The following is a 19,074-nucleotide window of genomic DNA, read 5'->3' on the forward strand; positions in this document are numbered from 1 at the left end:
GAACGGTGAAAAGCGGTGCGCTGCATGCTCAGCCGCCGATCACCGGGTCTGTGTCGAGAAGTGCCGCGACCTCGGCCCAGCCGGCGGGCGACACGATCTCGAAGTGGGAGTAAGGCAGTCGGCGCACCACGAGCCGGGCCTGTGCGGACTGCCAGCCCGCCAGTTGCGCCTCGGTGCGGCCCGGTGTGGTTCCGGTGTCGGCGGCGTAGAGCGCCATCGGGCCGTCGTAGTCGGCCGCGGTGGACGCGGTGACCATGCCGAGCAGGGTGGTCGCGGCATCGCGGAGTTTCGCCGCCAGTTCTGGTGCGTCGTCCGGGATGTCGGGCAACAGCCGGTCCAGATCGGCGGGATCGGTGAGGGCGCGGGTCGCCTGTTCGGTGAGATCGGACAGGGCGAACGCGTCGACCAGTCCGGTGAAGGCGACCTGCTCGCCCGCCGCGGTCAGTGCGGCGGCCATGGCGTGGGCGACGGTGCCGCCGAGGGAGTAACCGAGCAGGTGGTAGTGGCCGTGCGGTTGGATTCGGCGGAGGGTGGCCACGTAGTACGCGGCCAGGTCGTCGATGGTCTCGGCACGGAAGGTGTTGTCGCTCAGCGTCGGGAGCTGTAGGCCGACGATCGGGCGGTCGGCTCGCAGCAGTTTCGCGAGCGGGCCGAACTGCCAGGCGGTACCGCCGACCGGGTGAACGCAGAACAGTGGCTCGCGCGATCCGGTGGTGCGGAGTTCGAGGACATGATCGAGTCGAGAGCCCCAGGCGTTGTCGGCCTTCGCGTCCTGTGCTCGGGAAGTCGTGCGAGAGGCATTGTCGCGCTGAGCGATCCGATCGGCGAGCGCCCGTGGGGTCGGTGCCTCGAAGACGTCATCGAGGACGACCGCGAGACCTGCCCGTCGGAGCCTGCCCATCACGCGGACGGCGGTCAGGGAGTGGCCGCCTGCCTCGAAGAAGTCGTCGTCGGCACCGATGTCGGTGGTGGACAGGACGGCTGCCATCGCCGAACGAATGGCGCTGATCAGCTCGGCGCCCTGGTGCGGGCCGCTACCGGTCGCTGTCGCGGTGCCGACCGCGAAGTGGGAGCCGCCGGCCTTGCTCGGGCCTGCGTCATAGGTCGGGACCGGCAGGGCCTTGCGGTCGATCTTCTCGCTGGTCGTGCGGGGGATGTGGTCGAGGACGACGAACGCGGCCGGGACCATGTAGGCGGGCACCCGTGCCTGCAAGCCGGAGCGGACCGCGGCGATGTCGATGTCGGTGTCCGCCTTGGCCACCAGGTAGGCGGCGAGGCGTTGATCGCCGGGGGTGTCTTCGCGCAGAATCACCGCCGAGTGGGCGACGCCGGGGCAGCTCAGCAGGGCCGCCTCGATTTCGCCGAGTTCGATGCGTTGACCGCGTAGCTTCACCTGGCTGTCGGCGCGGCCTACGTAGTCGAGTTCGCCGTGTGGGCCCCAGCTCACGAGATCGCCGGTGCGGTACATGCGTTCGCCGTGTCCCAGCGGGTCGGCGACGAACGAACCCGCGGTCCGGGCCGGGCGGGCGAGGTATCCGCGCGCCAATTGCGTTCCCGTGAGGTATAACTCGCCGATCACGCCGACCGCAACCGGGCGCAACTCGGTGTCGAGAACACGCACATCGGCACCGGCGGCGGGCAGACCGATCGGGACATTGCCGCGGTCGGCGTCGGAGGTCTCGTGGTGGGTGATGCACACCGCGGCTTCGGTGGGCCCGTACAGGTTGTGGACGCGGGCGCCGGTGAGCGCTCTGATCCGCGCCGCGGTCGGCGGCGGCAGCGGTTCGCCGCCGGTGATCACGCAGCGCAGCGCGGTGCAGCCGCTCAGGTCGGCCTCCTCGGCGAGCACGGTGAGCATCGACGAGGTGAGCTGGACCATGCCGACCCGCTCGGTGGCCATCAGTTCGGCCAGGTAGTGCGGGTCGCGGTCGAGTCGACCCGACACCGGCGCTGCGACGACGCGCGCGCCGACCAGCAGCGGCAGGAACAGCTCCAGCAGGGAGGCGTCGAACGTCGCCGCGGTGCGGTACAAGACGGTATCGCCCGCGCCGAACCGGTGCCGTCGCTGCATCCACTCGAAGGTGTTGACGATGGCCTCGTGCGAGACGCTCACGCCCTTGGGTTCGCCGGTGGAGCCCGAGGTGAACAGCAGGTACGCGGCATTGCGGGGCAGCAGTGGTGCTAGTCGGTCGAGGTCGGAGACCGAGGTATCGGCGAAATCGGACAGATCCAACGCTTCGACATGCGCCACGGGCGCGCGATCGGTCGCGAAGCCGTCGGCCGCGGTCGTGAGAACCAGCGCCGTGCGGGATGTGCCGAGGATCCTGTCGGCGCGCTGCGCGGGACTGCGCGGATCCAGCGGCAGGTAGACCCCGCCTGCCCGGCACACCGCGTGCGCGGCGACGATCGACTCGATGCCCCGCGTCATCGCCACCGCGACAACAGTTTCGGGCCGAATGCCCGCGTCGATGAGCCAGCGCGCGAGCCGATGGACCCGGCTGTCGAATTCACCGAACGAGATCGTCACGCCGTTCGCGGTGACGGCCGGAGCATCGGCCGAGATCGTCGCCGTCACCGACCAGTCGGCCAGCGTGCCGCCGTGTGTTTCCGACGGCATCGCGACAGCCATGGCTTCCTCGACGGACCCATCGAGATCGGCGGCCAGCGTGGACAATACGGCACCGAGGCGATCGCTCAGCCGCGTGGCGACCGGGCCCGGCACCGCGGCCGCGTCGTGGTGCAACATCAGCGCGAACTCGGCGCCGGGCAACGCGGTCACCGTGACCGGGAAGTCCGTCAGCCCGTCCACATCGACGTCCACCACCTGAACCCCACCGGGATCCGGCTGCGACAGACCGGCTTTCGGGAAGTTCTGGAACACGACGAGTGAATCGAACAATCGCCCGATGCCCAGCGCCCGCTCGATGGTGGCCAATCCGAGGTATCCCCGAGCCTGGCCGTCGAACGAGGTCCGCTGCAACTCTCCGAACTGCTCGGCCACCGGCCGACCGGTCCCCAGCAATACCCGCACGGGCACGGTATTGCTGAACAAACCGACCATCCCGCCGACCCCGGCGAGATCGGCGGGACGCCCGGACACCACGGTCCCGAACACCACATCGGTCCGCCCGAAGTGATCCGCGAGCACCATCGCCCACGCGCCCTGCAGCACGGTATTCATGGTCAGCCCGTGCCGCCGGGCGTTCTCGGCCAAGGCCGTCGCCACGTCGGCGGTCAGCGGAACCCGAAGTCCGACTGGACGCTGTCGCTGGGCAGTCGTCGAATCCGCCGAGCGCGGTGCTCCAACGCCGTTCGTGGTCGGCTCCGTAGGGGTGGCGGCGAGCAGGGTCGGCGCGCGCAGGCCGGTGAGGTTTTCGGTCCACCAGTGCAGGGTCGCTGTGGTGTCGCGGGTGGCGAGCCAGGTGAGGTAGTCGCCGAAGTAGGCGGGGGTCGAGAGGGTCTCGCCGGTGTAGAGGGCGAGGGTTTCCCGGACCATCGTCGGTACCGACCAGCCGTCGGCCAGGAGGTGATGGGCGATCAGGACCAGCCAGTGCGAGGTGTCGGTGAGGCGGATCAGGAGGCCGCGGATCAGCGGCGGTTGATCGATGTCGAACGGTTCGGAGCCGGCGCGCCGCACCGAAAGCCGCGCTCGCGCTTCGGGATCAGGTGTCTCACGCAGATCCTCGACCTGCCACGAGACCCCCGGTGTCCGCGGAACGATCTGCACCGGCTGGTCGAACTGTTCATAGCTGAACGCCGCGCCGAGGTTCGGATGCCGCCGCAGCATGCTCGCGAACGCCGCACCCATCCGCTCCGGATCGACGACGCCGTCGAGGCTGAACCGGGCCGTCATCGTGTACACGTCGGCGGCGCCGTCGCGCAGCGCGTGGAACAGCAATCCCTCCTGCAAGGGGGACAGCGGGAGCACGTCGGCGACCGGTCCGTAGGTAGCGCTGAACTCGTCCACGTCACTCTGCGCGAGCGCTGCGATCAGGCGACCGGGCGCTGTCGGGAGCGACGACGAGACAGCGGTTGCCGACTCGAATCCCACGGCGGTCGTGGGATGTTGCGGCTCGGGGGCCGCCTCCGCGGCCAGCGCGGCGAGGCTGCGCCGGGTCAGCAGTTGCTGGGGGAGGAGGGTGAGGCCCTTGGCACGCAGACCGCTGCTGACGGTGATGGCGGTGATGCTGTCGCCGCCGACGGCGAAGAAGTCGTCGTCCATGCTGACGGCGTCGAGGTCGAGGGTGCTCGAGATCGCCTGGTGGACAGCATGTTCGGCGGCGGTGGCCGGTGCGCGTCCGGACTCGTCGGTCGCGGGGTCCGGTAGCGCAGTGCGGTCGAGTTTGCCGTTGACCGTGGTGGGCAGGGCGTCGAGGACGACGAGTCGTGCCGGCACCATGTGCTCGGGGACCAGGTCGGCCAGGCGGGTGCGTGCGGCCGAGGTATCGAGGTCGTCGGTCGCCGCGACGACGTAGCCGATCAGGGTGGGGCGCCCGGCGAAGTCGCGGATATCGGCTGCCGCGGTGCGGATCTCGGGCAGACCGTCGAGTGCCGCCGCCACATCACCGAGTTCGACACGGTGGCCGCGGATCTTCACCTGGTTGTCGACCCGGCCCAGGTATTCGTAGCCGAGACCGGGAACCCAGCGCGCCCGGTCGCCGGTGCGGTACATCCGCGCTCCCGGCGGACCGTACGGATCGGCGACGAACGACTGTGCGGTCGTGGCGAACCGGCCGAGATAGCCACGCGCGATCTGCGGACCGGCGAGATACAGCTCGCCCACCTGTCCGTCGGCGACGATCTGTAAACCGTTGTCCAACAGTTGAGCCCGCGAGCCGGCGACCGGCATCCCGATCCGTGGACCAGCGCCGTCGATCGGCGCCCCGATCGCATCCACTGTCGCCTCGGTCGGGCCGTACAGATTGACCGCCGCGAACCCGCCACGGTCGATCGCGCCCCACAGCTCCGCCGAGCAGGCATCGCCGCCGATCACCAGCGTCAGCGGCGGGCGCGCTGTCGCCGACTTCCGGCCGACCGGGCTCGACTGTGCTGCCGACGGTAGTTCGCTGGTCAAGCCGTGTTCGAGCAGGGCGGCGACCAACGACGGAGTGCCGTCGACGACGTCGATGCCGTCCCGGGCGAAAGCCTCGACCAGGGCGGCCGGGTCACGTCGGGTATCGCTGTCGTACACGTGGATTCGATGTCCGGCCGTCATCCACAGCAGTGGGTCGAGCGAGGCGTCGAAGGCGAAAGAGGTGGTGTGCGCGACGGTCAGCTGACGGTTGCCCGCACGGCTCGCGGCAGCGCTGTGGATCCCGGCGCGGTGCGCGGCGACGAGCGCGGCCACGGACCCGTGCTGTACGACAACACCTTTCGGCTGACCGGTCGAGCCCGAGGTGTAGATGACGTAGGCCGCGTGTTCGGGCCTCACCGCGAGATCGAAGTCGGTGTCCGCGTGGTCGTCGAGGCGCGCGCGGAAGTCGGTGTCGTCGATCGCGACGGCGTCGGCACCGAGCTGGGCCGCCAACTCACCGGCGCTGAGCACCACGGCGGGGCCCGCGTCCGCGATCGTCGCTCGCAGCCGGGCGACCGGATGTTCCGGATCCAAGGGCAGAGAGGCGCCACCGGCGCGCCAGACGGCGAGCAACGCGACAACGAATTCCACATCGCGAGGGAGCGCGAGACCGACGATGGCATCCGGCCCGACTCCGGCGCCGCGCAGGAAGCGCGCGAGCCGGTTCACCCGGAGTCGAAGTTCGGCGACGGTGTACTCGGCCTCAGCCGAACTCAGCACCACGGCGTCCGGTTGCTCGGCGAGCACCTGTTCGAGAACGTCGGGGACCATCGCGACCGACGACTCGTCGTCGCGAAGAGCCCGGGTTTCGGTGTCCGGGAGCCGCATTGTCGTCGACCGCGCGGCCAGCAGCCGCGTGCGCTCGGCCGGATCGAGCAGTTCGAGCGCACCCACCGCGATCTTGTCCGACCCGGTGAAAGACTCGATCACCCGGACCAACCCGGCGATCCGCCCGCGCACCGTGTCCGCGTCGTTGGTTCGCGCGTCGGATTCGAATCCGAGCAGCACCGTGCCGTCGGGCAGTGGAGTGACGGTCAGCCCCAAGTCCTCCGGTGGCCCGCCTGCCACATTGCGCAGAACACCACGCGCACCGTCGAAATCGAGGGTGAAGTCGAAAACCTTGAGGTTGACGCCGATTCCGTGCAGGAGTTCGCCCGCACCGTGACCGTGGAAGTCGCGGGCGAGGTCGTCGCCGCTGTAGCGCTGGTGCTTGCGGACCTCGCGCAGGGTGTCGGCGATGCGGGGGCCCAGCTCGCCGAGCCGATCGCCCGCGCTCACCGTGACCCGGAGGGGAAGTACGTTCACCGCCATGGCGGGCGTGCGCAGGGCGGCGCGGCCGACCCGGCCCATCAGCAGCATCGAGACCACCACATCGGCGGTGCCGAGTCGGCGGTGCAGGAACGCGGCGTAGCAGGCGACGAGCGCGTCGGCCCACGTGATGCCGTGCCGGTCGGCGCTCTCGCGCAGTGCCGCCAGCAGTTCGATGGACAGGATGGCTTCGGCGCGGATCGTCCGCTCGACCGCACCGCCGAGGTGGCGACCGCGACCGTCGAGATCAGGCCACGGTGTGAGCTGGTCGCGCCAGTAGGCGCGGTCGGCCTCGAATTCGGGCCCGGCCCGATAGGCCTGCTCCTCGGCGACCAGCTCTGCGATGGTTCCGAAAGTTTGTTTCGGCGAAGGTGTTCCGCGTCGGAGGGAGGTGTAGTGGGCGGCGACCCGGCGCGACAGCAGCGCCGCGCTGTAACCGTCGACGATGAGGTGGTGGTAGAGCTGCACACACCAGACCACGCAGTCGGAGATCCGGATCAGCGTGTAGTTGTAGAGCTGCCGGTCGACCATGCCACGGCACCGTTGCGCGGCCTGCGCGCGCTCCAGCGCGACAGCCTCGTAGGCCAGGGCCATCGGCTCCGCCGCCGCCCGGAGATCGACGGTCGGGCGCAGCACCGCCTCGGCATCGCTCACGAATTGCCTCGGCCCGTCGGCAGTTTCGGTGAACCGCAGCCGCATGTTCTCGGCCTCGGCGACGGTGCGACGGATCGCCTCGCTCAGGGAGTCGACATCGATCGGCGCGTCCCCGGTGATCTCCAGGACCTCGCCGACCAGATAGCGCCCGGACTCGGGATCGAAGCGCTGGGCGTTCCAGATGCCGAGCTGCGGTCCGGTCAGCGGCAACTCGAGACCAGCGTTCACGGCAACTCCCTCCCTCGTCACATTCACAATCAGTTAGGTTAGCCTAACTTAACTGATTGTGGAATACCTATGTTCGGCTACCGCATCGCCGCAGGTCTAGCGCACCTTGGCGGCGTCTTCTGCCAGCGGAATCACCAGTGGCGTACCGGTTTCCGGGTCGTCGACGATTCGGCACCGCAACGAGAAGACCTCGTCGACGAGCTCGGCGGTCACGATGTCGGCGGGCGCACCCGTGGCGACCACCCGCCCGTCGCGCATCGCGATGAGGTGATCGGCGTAGCGGAACGCGTGGTTGAGGTCGTGCAGCACGGCCACGACGGTCCGCCCGGCTTCCCGGTTCAGTGACCGGCACAGATCCAGAAGCTGGATCTGATAGGCGATGTCGAGGTAGGTCGTCGGCTCGTCGAGCAGGATCAGCGGGGTGTCCTGAGCGAGCACCATCGCGATCCACACCCGCTGGCGCTGACCGCCTGACAGCTCGTCGACCATCCGCGCCGACAACTCGGTGACGCCGGTCGCCGCCATCGCCGACGCGACGGCTTCCTCGTCGGCCTTCGACCACTGCCGCAGCAGCGTCTGATGCGGATAGCGCCCGCGCGCAACGAGATCGGCGACGCGGATGCCGTCCGGCGCGGTCGAAGTCTGCGGCAGCAGACCGATCTGCCGGGCCACCTGCTTGGCAGGGTAGGAGCTGATCGGTTTGTCGTCGAGCAGCACGGTCCCCGACTCGGGGGTGAGCAGCCGGGCCAGTGCGCGCAGCAGGGTGGACTTGCCGCACGCGTTCGGGCCGATGATCACCGTGAACTTGCCGTCCGGGATGTCCACCGACAGTTGGTCGCTGGTCGTGGTGCCCTTGTAGCCGAGGCGGACCCGGTCGGCGCGCAGCCGTGAAGTGTCGTTCATCTTTTCGCTTTCCTAGTTCCGTCGCGCCTCGGCGACCAGCAGATACGCCAGGTACAGGCCGCCGACCGAGACGGTGACGAGGCCGACCGGCACGGTGGTCGGGGCGAACGCGTGCTGGGCGATCCAGTCGCAGGTGATCAGCAACATCGCTCCCATCGCCGCCGAGGGCGCGAGCGCGATCGACGGTGTGCGAGCCAGCCTGCGCGCCAGGTGTGGTGCGGCGAGGGCGACGAACGCGATCGGGCCCGCGACCGCCGTCGCCACCGCGGTGAACGCGACGCTGAGCACGATCAGCCACAGCATCGCCCGGCTGACGTTCAGGCCGAACGCGCGAGCGGTGTCGTCGCCGAGTTCGAGGATCTGCAAGCGGGGGGCCGCCGGGATCAGCGCGATCGCCAGCAGCGCGAGGATCACCACCGCGGGACCCACCTGCGGCCACGAGAGTCCGTTGAGCGTGCCCGCGCCCCAGGCCGCCGCGGACATCGCGGCGTCCAGGTCGGCGCGCAGGATCAGCCAGGTGTTGATCGAGGCGAGCATGGCGCTGACGCCGATGCCGACGATGATCAGCCGGAACCCGGCCACGTTGTGCCGGAACGCGAGTAGATGGATGACCAACGCGGCGCCGAGCCCGCCGATCACCGCACCGGTCGCGGTCTGCAGGTGCCCACCGCCGAGGGTCAGGATGGCGATCAGCGCGCCGGTGTAGGCGCCGGTGTTGAAGCCGACGATGTCCGGGCTGCCCAGCGGATTTCGGGTCACCGACTGGAGGATGGCGCCGCTCACGCCCAGTGCCGCACCGAGGATCAGGGCGAGCAGGATGCGCGGCAGCCGCCAGTCCCACACCACCAGCCGGTCGAACCGCTCGTCGCCGATCACCAGCGCGCGCAGCACCCGCAGTGGCGGGATCAGGTAGTCGCCGCTGCCGAGTGCCAGCACCGCCGTCACCACCGAAATCGTCAGCAGGACAGCGCAAACCACGAGGGTGCGCACGCCGATGCGGGCGGACAAACGCGCTCCGCGCGGCCGGATCACCAGCATCGCGCGGCCGAAATCGATCGTCGAACTCACGCGGCGGCACCTACTCTTGCGCGACGAGCCAGCCAGATCAGTACCGGCGCCCCGAGGAACGCGGTGACCAGGCCGGCGGGGACTTCATCGGGACGAATGATGAGGCGGCCCACGATGTCGGCCGACAGCACCAGGATCGGCGCCAGCACCAGCGAATAGGCGAAGATCCAGCGCTGGTCGGGTCCGATCAGCCACCGGGCCACATGCGGAACCGCGAGACCGACGAACGCGATCGGGCCCACCGCGGCAGTCGCGGTGCCGCACAGCAGCACCACCGCCAGCGCGGTGAACAAGCGTGTGCGCCCCACGTGCACACCCAGCGAGTGCGCAAGATCGTCGCCGAGCGCCACCGCGTTGAGCGAGCGCGCGCACAGCGCCGCGATGATCAGGCCCACCACGATGAACGGGGTCGCGCCGTAGAGGATCTCGAATCCGCGTCCGGTGAGGCCGCCGGAATCCCATTGGCGCATTTCGTCGAAAGCCTTGGGGTGCATCAGGATCAAGCCCCTGGTCAGACCGCCGAGAACCGCAGTGGCGGCGACACCTGCCAGCGTCAGACGCACCGGATCGGTGCCGGATCGGCCCGCGGTGCCCACGCGGTAGACGACCACCGACACCAGCGCGGCGCCGAGGAACCCGAACCAGACATACGACGTGATCTCGCTCACACCGAACATCGCGACGGCGATGGTGATCGCGAAGGCCGCGCCCGCGTTGACGCCGAGCAGACCGGGGTCGGCCAGCGGGTTGCGGGTCAGGCCCTGCATCAAGCAGCCCGCGATACCGAGCGCGAGCCCGACCAGCAGTCCGAGCAGCGTGCGCGGCACGCGGTACTCGGTGACGGTCACGTGATCGGGGGTGGTGCTCACGCCGAACAGGGCCTGCCAGACTTCGCCGATCGCAATGGCTTTCGTGCCGACCAGCAAGCTGAGAGCACATACTGCGACCAGCGCGAATGCGGCAAGAAGCCACCCGCACCAACGCGGATTTCTCATCAGGGTTCTCTCTCGCGGCGAAACTGGGTCGTTTTGGAGGTTAGCCTAAGCAAGGTCTTGATAGGTGAGGCTTACCTAGCTATGGTCACATCTCGTTCGGATCACAGTTTGTGCGCCGCACATCATGATGAGGAACACGAAAGGTTCACCCCCCGTGAAAATTACAAAATTCGCTCTGCTGGCATCCACCGTCAGCGTTGCCCTCGGCATCGCTGCCGGAACCAGCCACGCAGCACCCGCCGCGGATGAGCCGATCAACTACACCTCCACGACTACCGAGACCTCGACGATCATCGGTACCGACGCGGGCTCGATGGTGGTCGAGGACGGCGTGTTCAAGATCAAGGCGGCCAACGGCACCACCGTCGCGGGTACCGAATTGTCCTTCCGGGTGGACGAATTCGTCTTTCCGATCGCCGCCGACATCTCCGGCCGCACCGCCACGCTGACCCCGCAGTTCGACCTGGCGCACGCCACCTACAAGCCGGTCGCGCTGCCTTACGAGAACGTGGCTCCGTGGAAGAGCGAGTACGACCGTGAGCAGGCCGCGTGGAGCCGCATGACCGGCACCATCTCGCTGGGCGCCAGCATCGCGACCCTGGTCGGCGGCCTCGGCGGCGGCGCGATCGGTTGTGTGCTCGGCGGCATCGCGGGCGCCACCATCGCCTCGGCCACCATCGTCGGCATGTTCGGTCCGTTCATCCCGGCCGCGGCTGTCGGCTGCATCGCGGGCATCATGGCTATCGGTGCGCTCGGCACCCTCGCGGGCCAGATCTTCATCACCGCTCCCGTGGCGATCATGGCTGCGGTGCAGTACTTCACCACCATCAATTCCCCGATGCCGAACACGGCCCCGGCCGCGAAGTAGGCGAAAGACTTCGGCCGAGTCGGCCGAATCCGAACCTCGCGGAGGGGACAACTCAGCGAGTAGCGAGTCCCGTCCGATCAGCATCGGGCGGGACTCGTTGTGTCCGAACGACGTTGGGTCAGTCGGTGACAGGTGCCTTCTCGTCGGGTGCGGGGATGTGTCGCAGCAGGCCGATGACCAGCCCGGCGGCGACGGCCGTCAGCCCGATGCCGACCACCGAGTTCACTTGCAGCGCATGGGTGTAGGCCTCGCGGGCGATCGTGGTCAGCTCGTCGCCGAAGGGTTCGGGCAGCGCTGACGCGACGTACAGGGCGCCCGCGAGCGTGTCCTCTGCGGTGTGCGTGATCTCCGGCGGGAGTCCGGCGGGCAGCTGCTCGGTCATCTGCCCGCGGTAGACGGCCGTACCGATGCTGCCGATCACCGCGACGCCGAGGGCGGCCGAGAGTTCCTGACCCGTTTCGGAGATGGCCGAGGCGGCACCGGCGCGTTCCGGGTCCACCGCGCCGACGATCAGATCGAGTCCGAGTACGAACATCGGGCTCAGGCCGAGCGAGAACACCACCATGCCGGTGACGATCAACGCGAGGTCGTCGCTGCCGGAGAGCTGGGTGAACAGCGCGTACCCGGCCATGGCGATGATCAGACCGCCGGTCATCAGGTACGCGGGCCGGATCTTGGGCGCGAGCGCGCTGACCACACCGGCCGCCACCACCATCGCGGCCGCCTGCGGCACGGTCCACAATCCGGCCTCGAATGCCGAAAGGCCCAGCACCAGTTGCAGATACTGCGAGAGCAGCAGGAACAGCCCACCCATCGCCAGCATGGCCACCATCAACGCGACCAGCGAGCCGCTGAACCGGACATTGCCGAACAGGTGCAGGTCGATCAGCGGGTTGGTCAGGCGCTTCTGGCGCAGGACGAACACCGTGCCGAGCACCAGACCGGCGACCAGGACGCCGACGGCCTCGATCGACCAGCCGTCCTTGGCGAGCTCCTTGATGCCGTAGATGACACCCATCACCGACAGCAGCGACAGCACCGCGCTGAGAATGTCGAGCTTGCCCGGGTTCGGGTCCTTGTATTCGGGCAGTAGGAACGGGCCGGTCGCCAGCAACAACACCATCGCGGGCACCGCGACCAGGAACACCGAACCCCACCAGAAATTCTCGAGCATCGCGCCACCGACGAGCGGTCCGATCACCATGCCGACCATGAAGCTGGTCATCCACACGCTGATCGCGGCGGTGCGCTGGCGGTCGTCGTGGAACATATTGCGGATCAGCGCCAGCGTGGACGGCATCAGCGTCGCGCCCGCGATGCCGAGCAGCGCGCGGGTGCCGATCAGCATGTTCGCGCTGGTCGAGTACGCGGCGATCACCGAGGCGATGCCGAAGGCGAGCGCGCCGATCATCAGGAGTTTGCGGCGGCCGATCCGGTCGCCGAGGGTGCCCATGGTGATGAGGAAGCCGGCGACGAGGAAGCCGTAGATATCGAGAATCCACAGCAGTTGTGTACTGCTGGGTTCGAGTGCTTCGCTGATGCTGGGGATCGCCAGGTAGAGCACGCTCAAGTCCATCGAGATGAGCAGCGTCGGCAGGGCGAGGACGGCGAGCCCGATCCACTCCCTGACCCCGGCCCTCGTGGTGGATTCCGGCGGGGACTGGTCGTGCTGAGTCGACGTCACACTACGACCGTACCGACGGGTACACCTCCGGTGCCAGTGAGTTTTCCGGCCGTGCTCGCCGTAAGTCATTGGACATTTCCGGCGGACGGCCACGAGGATGGGCTCGGTGTCCACACGTAACGAACAGCTCAGGCTCGTCGATTCGCCGCGTCGACCGGAGGATCAGGAGAAGCCGTTTCCGTGGTCGGCGACCATCGACTCCACCTATTCCACCCGCGATGCGATCGACGCGTTGGCCCTTGCCCCGTTCCTGCGCGGCGACCAGCCCTTCGCCCGCCAAGCCCACCTGGACCGAGTGCGTCCCGACGCGCCGCTGCGGCCGACCGACTCGCGGATCGTCCGCTCGGTCGCCGACGACGACAGCAGTGCGTTGCTCGCGGCCGGTGACGGTTGGGCGCTGCGGGCCGTGCGGTGGGCGAGTGGTTCGGCCACGATCGAAGTGACCGCGGTGAGCGACGAACTCGCCGTCGAAGTATTGGCTACGGCCACCGAAGGCGCTTCACTGTCACGTGACAGTGAAGCCACGGTCGAGATGGGGTTCTGGCACATGGACGTGCGCCGCCCCGCGCGCAGACGCCGCCAGATCGCCGCGCCCGCCTGGTCGGACATTCGCGGGAACTACACCGGCGGGGTGACCGCGGGCATGGAGCGATTGATGGGGCTCGGCGTCGCCGATATCAAGGGTCGGCTGGTGCTGCTGCACGGTGAGCCCGGCACCGGCAAGACCACCGCGCTGCGTGCGCTGGCGCGGTCGTGGGCGCCGTGGTGTCAGGTCGACTGCGTCGTAGACCCGGAAGAACTGTTCAGCAATCCCGGCTACCTGATGGAAGTCGCGGCGGGTGCCGACGGCGACGACGAGGACGGCCGCTGGCGGCTGCTGGTGCTGGAGGACTGCGACGAACTCATCCGCGGCGAGGCGAAAGAAGCTGCGGGCCAGAAGCTTTCGCGTCTGCTCAATCTCACCGACGGCATGCTCGGTCAGGGCCGCAATGTGTTGATCGCGATCACCACCAACGAAGACCTCTCCCGGCTGCACCCCGCCGTCGTCCGGCCGGGCCGCTGCCTGGCCCAACTCGAGGTGGGCCGGTTGTCGGCAGCCGAAGCCCACGATTGGCTCAGCCGCCAAGACGGTGTTCCCGCCGCACCGAGCTTTCCCGACGGCGCGACCCTCGCCGAGTTGGTCGCCCACCGCGACGGCGGCATCCAGATCCAGTCGACCATCGACCACTCGACCGACGTCGGCATGTACCTCTAGCGATCGGCACCGCCTGCTTCCCTCCAGGACAAGTGATTTCACCGGCGGACGACCGGCGCGGCGATGGCGCAGGCGAGGGTGAGTACGAGGGGTACGAGTAGCGCCGCGGTGAGGGGGATGACGGCGGTGAGCCAGCCGATCATCGCGGGGCCCGCCAGGAGGCCGAGGTATCCGATCGTGAAGACGCGGGACATATCGGTGGCGGCTGTCGTGCCACCGAGATTGCCTGCGGTCGAGAAGATCTGGGGAACGCCGCCGGCGAGGCCGAGCCCGCACATCGCCCAGCCGAGGAGGGTGAGCGGGAGCCAGGGGGAGGCGATGACGAGGGCGAATCCTGCCGCGGCGAGCAGACTTCCGTAGCGGACGATGGCGACCGGGCCGATGGCGCCGCTCACCCGATCGGCGAGGAAGCGACCGAGGGTCATCGTCGCGGAGAAGGAGCCGAACGCCAGTGCGGCATCGGCATCGGAGACGCCGAGATGTTCGCGGGCCTGCAAGGCGCTCCAATCGCCCGCCACCCCCTCCGCCAGAAGCAGAACGAATGCGATTACGCCGAGCGACACTACCTTTCGTGTGCGTTCGCGACGGGTTCGCGCGTCCGCCTCAGCTCGACCGGACATTGTGTCGAGACCGCGATGGCCGGAGCTGTGGTCGGGTAGTGCAGAAGTACTGGCTCCACCGAGTGGTTCTTTGTCGAGTGCTGACACAGCATGGTGAGCGGACGGGCCGTGTGGCGCGTGGCCGTCACCAGGTGCGTCGTATTGCTCCGGGCGCGAGCTGGCTTCCGGCCGATGGTGGCTGACGAGATGGGGGACCAGCAGCGCGGTGGTGACGAGTCCGGCGATGCCCGCACAGGTCAACGTCACCTGCGGCGACCAACCGGCCCGCTGGGTGGCGGCGCCGACCAGGGAACCCGCGAACCCGCCGCCGGAGAACATCGCGTGGAAAGCCGACATGATCGGGCGGCGATAGGCCCGCTCCACGTGCACCGCTTGGGTATTCATCGAGACATCGAGCGCGCCGTTGCCGAAACCGAAGCAGATCAACGCGATCGCCAGACTCGCGGGTCCGGTCGCGAGCGCGGGCCCGAGCACCGTCACCGACACCGCGGACGCGGCCAGCGCGACCAGGGTGCGGCTGCCGAACCGGTCAGCCGCTGGCCCGGCCAGCCGCATCCCCACGATCGCGGCACCCGCCAGCAAGAGGACGAACATCCCCAACGTCGAGGCCGACACCCCGGTCCGATCGGTGATCGCCGGAATGTGGACCACCCACATGGCGAGCAGGAACCCGTTCAGCGTGAAGGTCGCGAACACCGCGGCCCTGCCGAGGCGAAGGCGGCGGTCGATCGTCGCTGAACTCACCACTTCGACGGTACCGGGCGTGACCGGACCCCCGTCGTAGATCGCGGTGTTACCGCTGGGGTGTCCAGGCTCCGGTGGCGGCGGTTTCCTTGGCGTAGTCGGTGAAATCGCGGGCTTCGCGGCCGAGGGCGCGGCGGACACCGTCGGCGGTGGGGGTGTTGCGCCCGTCGAGGATGGTGCCGAAGAGGTAGTCGAGCAGGCTGATCACGTCGTCGGGTACCTGGTATTCACTCAGGGCCGCAACGAATTCCGGCCGGGACACGGGGATGAAGGCGATCTCGCGACCGGTGGCAGCGGCGATCTCGCCGACCGCGTCGGCGAAGGTCAGGGCGCGTGGGCCGGTGAGCTCGTAGAGCTGGCCTTCGTGGCGAGGGTCGGTGAGCGCGGCGGCCGCCACCTCGGCGATGTCGTCGACGTGCACGAACGGCTCCGGCACATCGCCGTTGGGCAGCGCCACCGCACCGGCGAGCACATCGTCGACGAAGGCGCCTTCGCTGAAATTGTGGGCGAAGAAGGCGCAGCGCACGATGGTCCAGCTCAGACCCGAATCCCGCACGATCTCTTCGCATTCCAGCGCTTCGGGTTCACCGCGACCGGACAGCAGTACCGCCGAGCGCACGCCCGCGGATCGGGCGGCGGCGGTGAACGCGCGAATGGTGTCCGGTGCGCCGGGAACAGCCAGATCGGGCTGGAAGGCGAGGTAGACGGAGTCGACGCCGGTGAGCGCGGGTGCCCAGGTCTCGCGGTCGGTCCAGTCGAAGGGGATCGCGGCGGTGCGTGAGCCGTGGCGGACCGGCCGACCGGCGGCTTCGAGGAGTGCCGCCACTCGGCTGCCGGTCTTGCCCGTCGCGCCGGTGATGAGGGAAAGCTGCTGGTGAGAGGCTGTGTTCGTCATGAGATAAGTACACCGCCGCGCGGCTCGCGGCAACATCGTCGTGCCGCTCACGAACATGCGTTGTCGTCTACGCGAAGTCGTCTACTGTGGAAGGGTGGATGCGTTAGCCGGTCTGCTCGAAGGTCCACGCGCCCGCGGCGCGTTCCTCATGTGTTCGCTGCTGAATCCACCGTGGTCGCTGCGCGTGCAGGATGAAGCCCCGCTCACGGTGCTCGCGATGATCCGCGGAAAGGCTTGGGTCAGTACGGATTCGATGCCGCCGCGGCAACTCGGCGCGGGCGATGTCGCCGTTTTCCGTGGGCCGCAGCCGTATACGGTGGCCGACGATCCGCTGACCGAACCCCAGGTCGTCATCCGTCCGGGACAGGTATCCACGACGCCCGACGGTGAAATCCTGTGCGAGACATTGAGTCTCGGTGTCCGGCAGTGGGGCACCGATCCCGATGGTGAGACGCTGATGGTCACCGGGACCTACGAATCGGCGGGTGCGGTGAGCAGACGCTTACTGCGCGCGCTGCCGCAGGTCGCGGTGCTGCCGCGCGGCGAGCTCGATTCTCGACTGCTCGACCTGCTCGTCGACGAGGCGACCAAGGACCTGCCCGCGCAAACCGTCGTCCTGGACCGGCTGCTCGACCTGCTGCTCATCGCCGCCTTGCGCGCCTGGTTCGCCCGCGACGACGCCCCTGCCTGGTACCACGCCTACAGCGACCCGCTGGTCGGCAAGGCCCTGCGGCTGCTCCAGCACAATCCAGCGCATCCGTGGACAGTGGTGGCCCTGGCCGAGGCCGTCGGCATGTCCCGCGCCGCGCTGGCCCGCCGGTTCACCGAGTTGGTCGGGGAACCGCCGATGAGCTTCTTGACCGAATGGCGGCTCTCGCTCGCGGCCGATCTGCTCGCCGAATCCGACGCGACGGTGGAATCCATCGCCCACCAGGTGGGGTACGGCAGCGCGTTCGCGCTCAGCACCGCCTTCAAACGGCACTTCGGGGTGAGCCCGCGCGACCATCGACAGGGTCGCGCGGCATGATGGCCCGATGAGCTATCCCGTCCTGTGGCCGATGCCGACCCGGTGGGCCGACAACGACCAGTACGGCCACGTGAACAACGTGACCTACTACTCCTACTTCGACACCGCCGTGAACGCCTGGCTGATGCGCGCCACCGGCGCCGACATCACCGCGCTGCCCGCGCTCGGCGTCGTCGCGCAGACTTCGTGCCGGTTCCACGGATCGGTCAGCTTCCCCGACCAGTTGCAGGTGGGGCTGCGGATCGCCCGCCTCGGCAACACGAGCATCACCTACGATCTGGCGATCTTCCGCGAGGGCGACGCCGGTCTGGAGCTCGCCGCGTCCGGCGAATTCGTCCATGTCTATGTCGACGCCGACACCCGCAAACCGGTCGCGATACCCGAGGTAGTGCGGGCGGCGGCGGCAGAACTCGTCACCGAGTAGCGCTCAGGATGCTATGACTCCGACGGTATGCGTTCAGGATGCTATGACTCCTACCTCGGGCCATTCGCTGCCGCGGCGAGCGCGCAGGATGATCTGGCCCGCCGGCGAGTAGCCCGGCGGTCCGGGTAGTGCGGCGAAGGTGGTTTTGTCGATCACCACCGACGAGTCGAGTTGTTCTCGGCTCGGTCCCCAGTGGTACTCGACCTCGGTGCGTTCGTCGCGAACCTTCTTGAAATACATCAGGTGTGCCATCGCCGGATCTCCGCGTAGACCTCCGCCGGGCAGCGGATCGTGACCGGCGGCTACCGACCATCGTGGCAGGAATCGAGCGATCTCGCCGCTACCTCGCCGAAATTTTTCTCGCGGACCGACCGGTTCTCACGCTCCGAGCATGGACTGGAATCGGCGCATGCCGGAAATCCACCGGTCGTAGTCGGAACCTTTGTTGCGGTACATCTGCAATACCTCGGGGTGCGGCAGGATCAGGAAGTGTTCCGCGGCCATCGCTTCGACGACGGTGTCGGCGACTTCCTCGGGGGAGAGCACCGCGCCCGCCGTCTTCACGGCCTTGATCGCCAGCGCGCCCGCCTCCGGGGCGTCGGGGATGAGGCCACCGGTGAGCAGCTGGGTGTCCACGCCCATCGGACACAGGCAGCTCACGCGAATGCCCTTGTCGCCGTAGGTGACCGAGAGCCATTCCGCGAAGCCGACGGCGGCGTGTTTGGTCACCGAGTAAGGGGCGGAACCGATTTGCGTGAGCAGGCCCGCCGCCGACGCGGTGGAGACGAAATAGCCGCTGCCGCGCTCGAGCCAGCCGGGGACGAGCAGCTTGGCGGCCCGCACGTGGGCCATCACATTCACCTCGATGGTGCTCGCCCACTGGGCCTCGGTGCTGTCGAGACCGGGTCCGCCGCCGATGCCCGCGTTCGCGAAATACAGGTCCACCGGCCCGAATTCGCGTTCGGCGGTGGCGATCAACTCCGCGACGACCAGCTCGTCGGCCACATCGCCACCGACCGCGATCGCCTTGTCGCCGAGTTCGGCCGCCACCTTCGCCGCGTTGTCCGCATCGAGATCGGCGACGACAACCCGCGCGTCACCGGCGACGAGACGATAAGCGAGAGCGGCGCCGATGCCCGCACCCGCGCCGGTGACGATCGCGACCTTGCCTGCTATCTCCATGCCCGCACTGTAGTTTTTGGAGCGCTGGCGCGCTCGAGTTCGTGCCCCCGGCGGTCCCGTCGATCCCTCCTCGGGGTCGGGATGTGCGTGGCCGGGAATGCGGTCACTTCGGAGAGCACGAGTAAGGCCGTACTGGTTCGATCGG

13 protein-coding genes are annotated in these 19,074 nt (G+C 68.6%); 4 read left to right on the plus strand and 9 right to left on the minus strand.

Annotation, left to right across the window (positions count from 1 at the left end; translation table 11 throughout):
• Positions 1-28: 28 nt before the first annotated feature.
• The 4 genes from NS1_RS12745 to NS1_RS12760 form a co-directional block, all read right to left on the minus strand.
• A complete protein-coding gene (locus NS1_RS12745; protein WP_062984399.1) occupies positions 29-7,264 on the minus strand; it encodes a non-ribosomal peptide synthetase in 7,236 nt (2,411 codons plus the stop codon).
• A gap of 96 nt (positions 7,265-7,360) precedes the next feature.
• Entirely contained in the window at positions 7,361-8,167 is an 807-nt protein-coding gene (locus tag NS1_RS12750) for an ABC transporter ATP-binding protein (protein WP_062984401.1), read from the minus strand.
• A 12-nt stretch (positions 8,168-8,179) separates the two neighbouring features.
• Complete coding sequence (locus tag NS1_RS12755) at positions 8,180-9,205, minus strand: FecCD family ABC transporter permease (RefSeq protein WP_062984532.1); 1,026 nt, start codon at positions 9,203-9,205, stop codon at positions 8,180-8,182.
• Between the two features lie 26 nt (positions 9,206-9,231).
• On the minus strand, positions 9,232-10,230 hold the full coding sequence (locus NS1_RS12760; protein WP_062984403.1) for an iron chelate uptake ABC transporter family permease subunit: 999 nt from the start codon (positions 10,228-10,230) through the stop codon (positions 9,232-9,234).
• Positions 10,231-10,384: 154 nt separating this feature from the next.
• Here NS1_RS12760 and NS1_RS12765 point away from each other — a divergent pair, with 154 nt between their 5' ends.
• Positions 10,385-11,098, plus strand: a complete 714-nt coding sequence (locus NS1_RS12765) for a DUF8020 domain-containing protein (protein WP_062984405.1) — start codon at positions 10,385-10,387, stop codon at positions 11,096-11,098.
• Between the two features lie 118 nt (positions 11,099-11,216).
• Here NS1_RS12765 and NS1_RS12770 read toward each other — a convergent pair whose 3' ends face one another.
• Positions 11,217-12,782 (minus strand): MFS transporter, encoded by a 1,566-nt coding sequence (locus tag NS1_RS12770; RefSeq protein WP_062984407.1) that lies wholly within the window; start codon positions 12,780-12,782, stop codon positions 11,217-11,219.
• Positions 12,783-12,879: 97 nt separating this feature from the next.
• Between NS1_RS12770 and NS1_RS12775 the strand changes: the two genes are divergently transcribed.
• Positions 12,880-14,037, plus strand: a complete 1,158-nt coding sequence (locus NS1_RS12775; RefSeq protein ID WP_084503678.1) for a DUF5925 domain-containing protein — start codon at positions 12,880-12,882, stop codon at positions 14,035-14,037.
• 38 nt (positions 14,038-14,075) lie between these two features.
• On the opposite strand, the gene NS1_RS12780 is transcribed toward NS1_RS12775, so the two are convergent.
• Positions 14,076-15,443, minus strand: coding sequence for an MFS transporter (locus tag NS1_RS12780; RefSeq protein WP_063816129.1), 1,368 nt, complete (start codon positions 15,441-15,443; stop codon positions 14,076-14,078).
• Positions 15,444-15,450: 7 nt separating this feature from the next.
• Complete coding sequence (locus NS1_RS12785) at positions 15,451-16,296, minus strand: NAD(P)H-binding protein (protein ID WP_062984408.1); 846 nt, start codon at positions 16,294-16,296, stop codon at positions 15,451-15,453.
• A 94-nt stretch (positions 16,297-16,390) separates the two neighbouring features.
• Here NS1_RS12785 and NS1_RS12790 point away from each other — a divergent pair, with 94 nt between their 5' ends.
• Together NS1_RS12790 and NS1_RS12795 are read left to right on the plus strand one after the other, a co-directional pair.
• Positions 16,391-17,323, plus strand: coding sequence for an AraC family transcriptional regulator (locus NS1_RS12790; RefSeq protein ID WP_056817981.1), 933 nt, complete (start codon positions 16,391-16,393; stop codon positions 17,321-17,323).
• Between the two features lie 7 nt (positions 17,324-17,330).
• Positions 17,331-17,747 carry an acyl-CoA thioesterase gene (locus tag NS1_RS12795; protein WP_062984409.1) on the plus strand — a complete coding sequence of 139 codons (417 nt, stop codon included), beginning with the start codon at positions 17,331-17,333 and terminating at the stop codon, positions 17,745-17,747.
• 33 nt (positions 17,748-17,780) lie between these two features.
• Here the strand turns inward: NS1_RS12795 and NS1_RS12800 are convergent, their stop codons facing one another.
• Together NS1_RS12800 and NS1_RS12805 are read right to left on the minus strand one after the other, a co-directional pair.
• The gene (locus NS1_RS12800) at positions 17,781-17,999 is read right to left on the minus strand and encodes a hypothetical protein (RefSeq protein WP_056817977.1); all 219 of its coding nucleotides are present in this window, start codon (positions 17,997-17,999) and stop codon (positions 17,781-17,783) included.
• Positions 18,000-18,125: 126 nt separating this feature from the next.
• Positions 18,126-18,929 carry an SDR family oxidoreductase gene (locus tag NS1_RS12805; protein ID WP_062984410.1) on the minus strand — a complete coding sequence of 268 codons (804 nt, stop codon included), beginning with the start codon at positions 18,927-18,929 and terminating at the stop codon, positions 18,126-18,128.
• Positions 18,930-19,074 lie beyond the last annotated feature (145 nt).

The sequence above is a fragment of the Nocardia salmonicida NBRC 13393 genome (assembly GCF_001613085.1).
In the GTDB taxonomy this organism is placed as follows: Bacteria; Actinomycetota; Actinomycetes; order Mycobacteriales; family Mycobacteriaceae; genus Nocardia; species Nocardia salmonicida.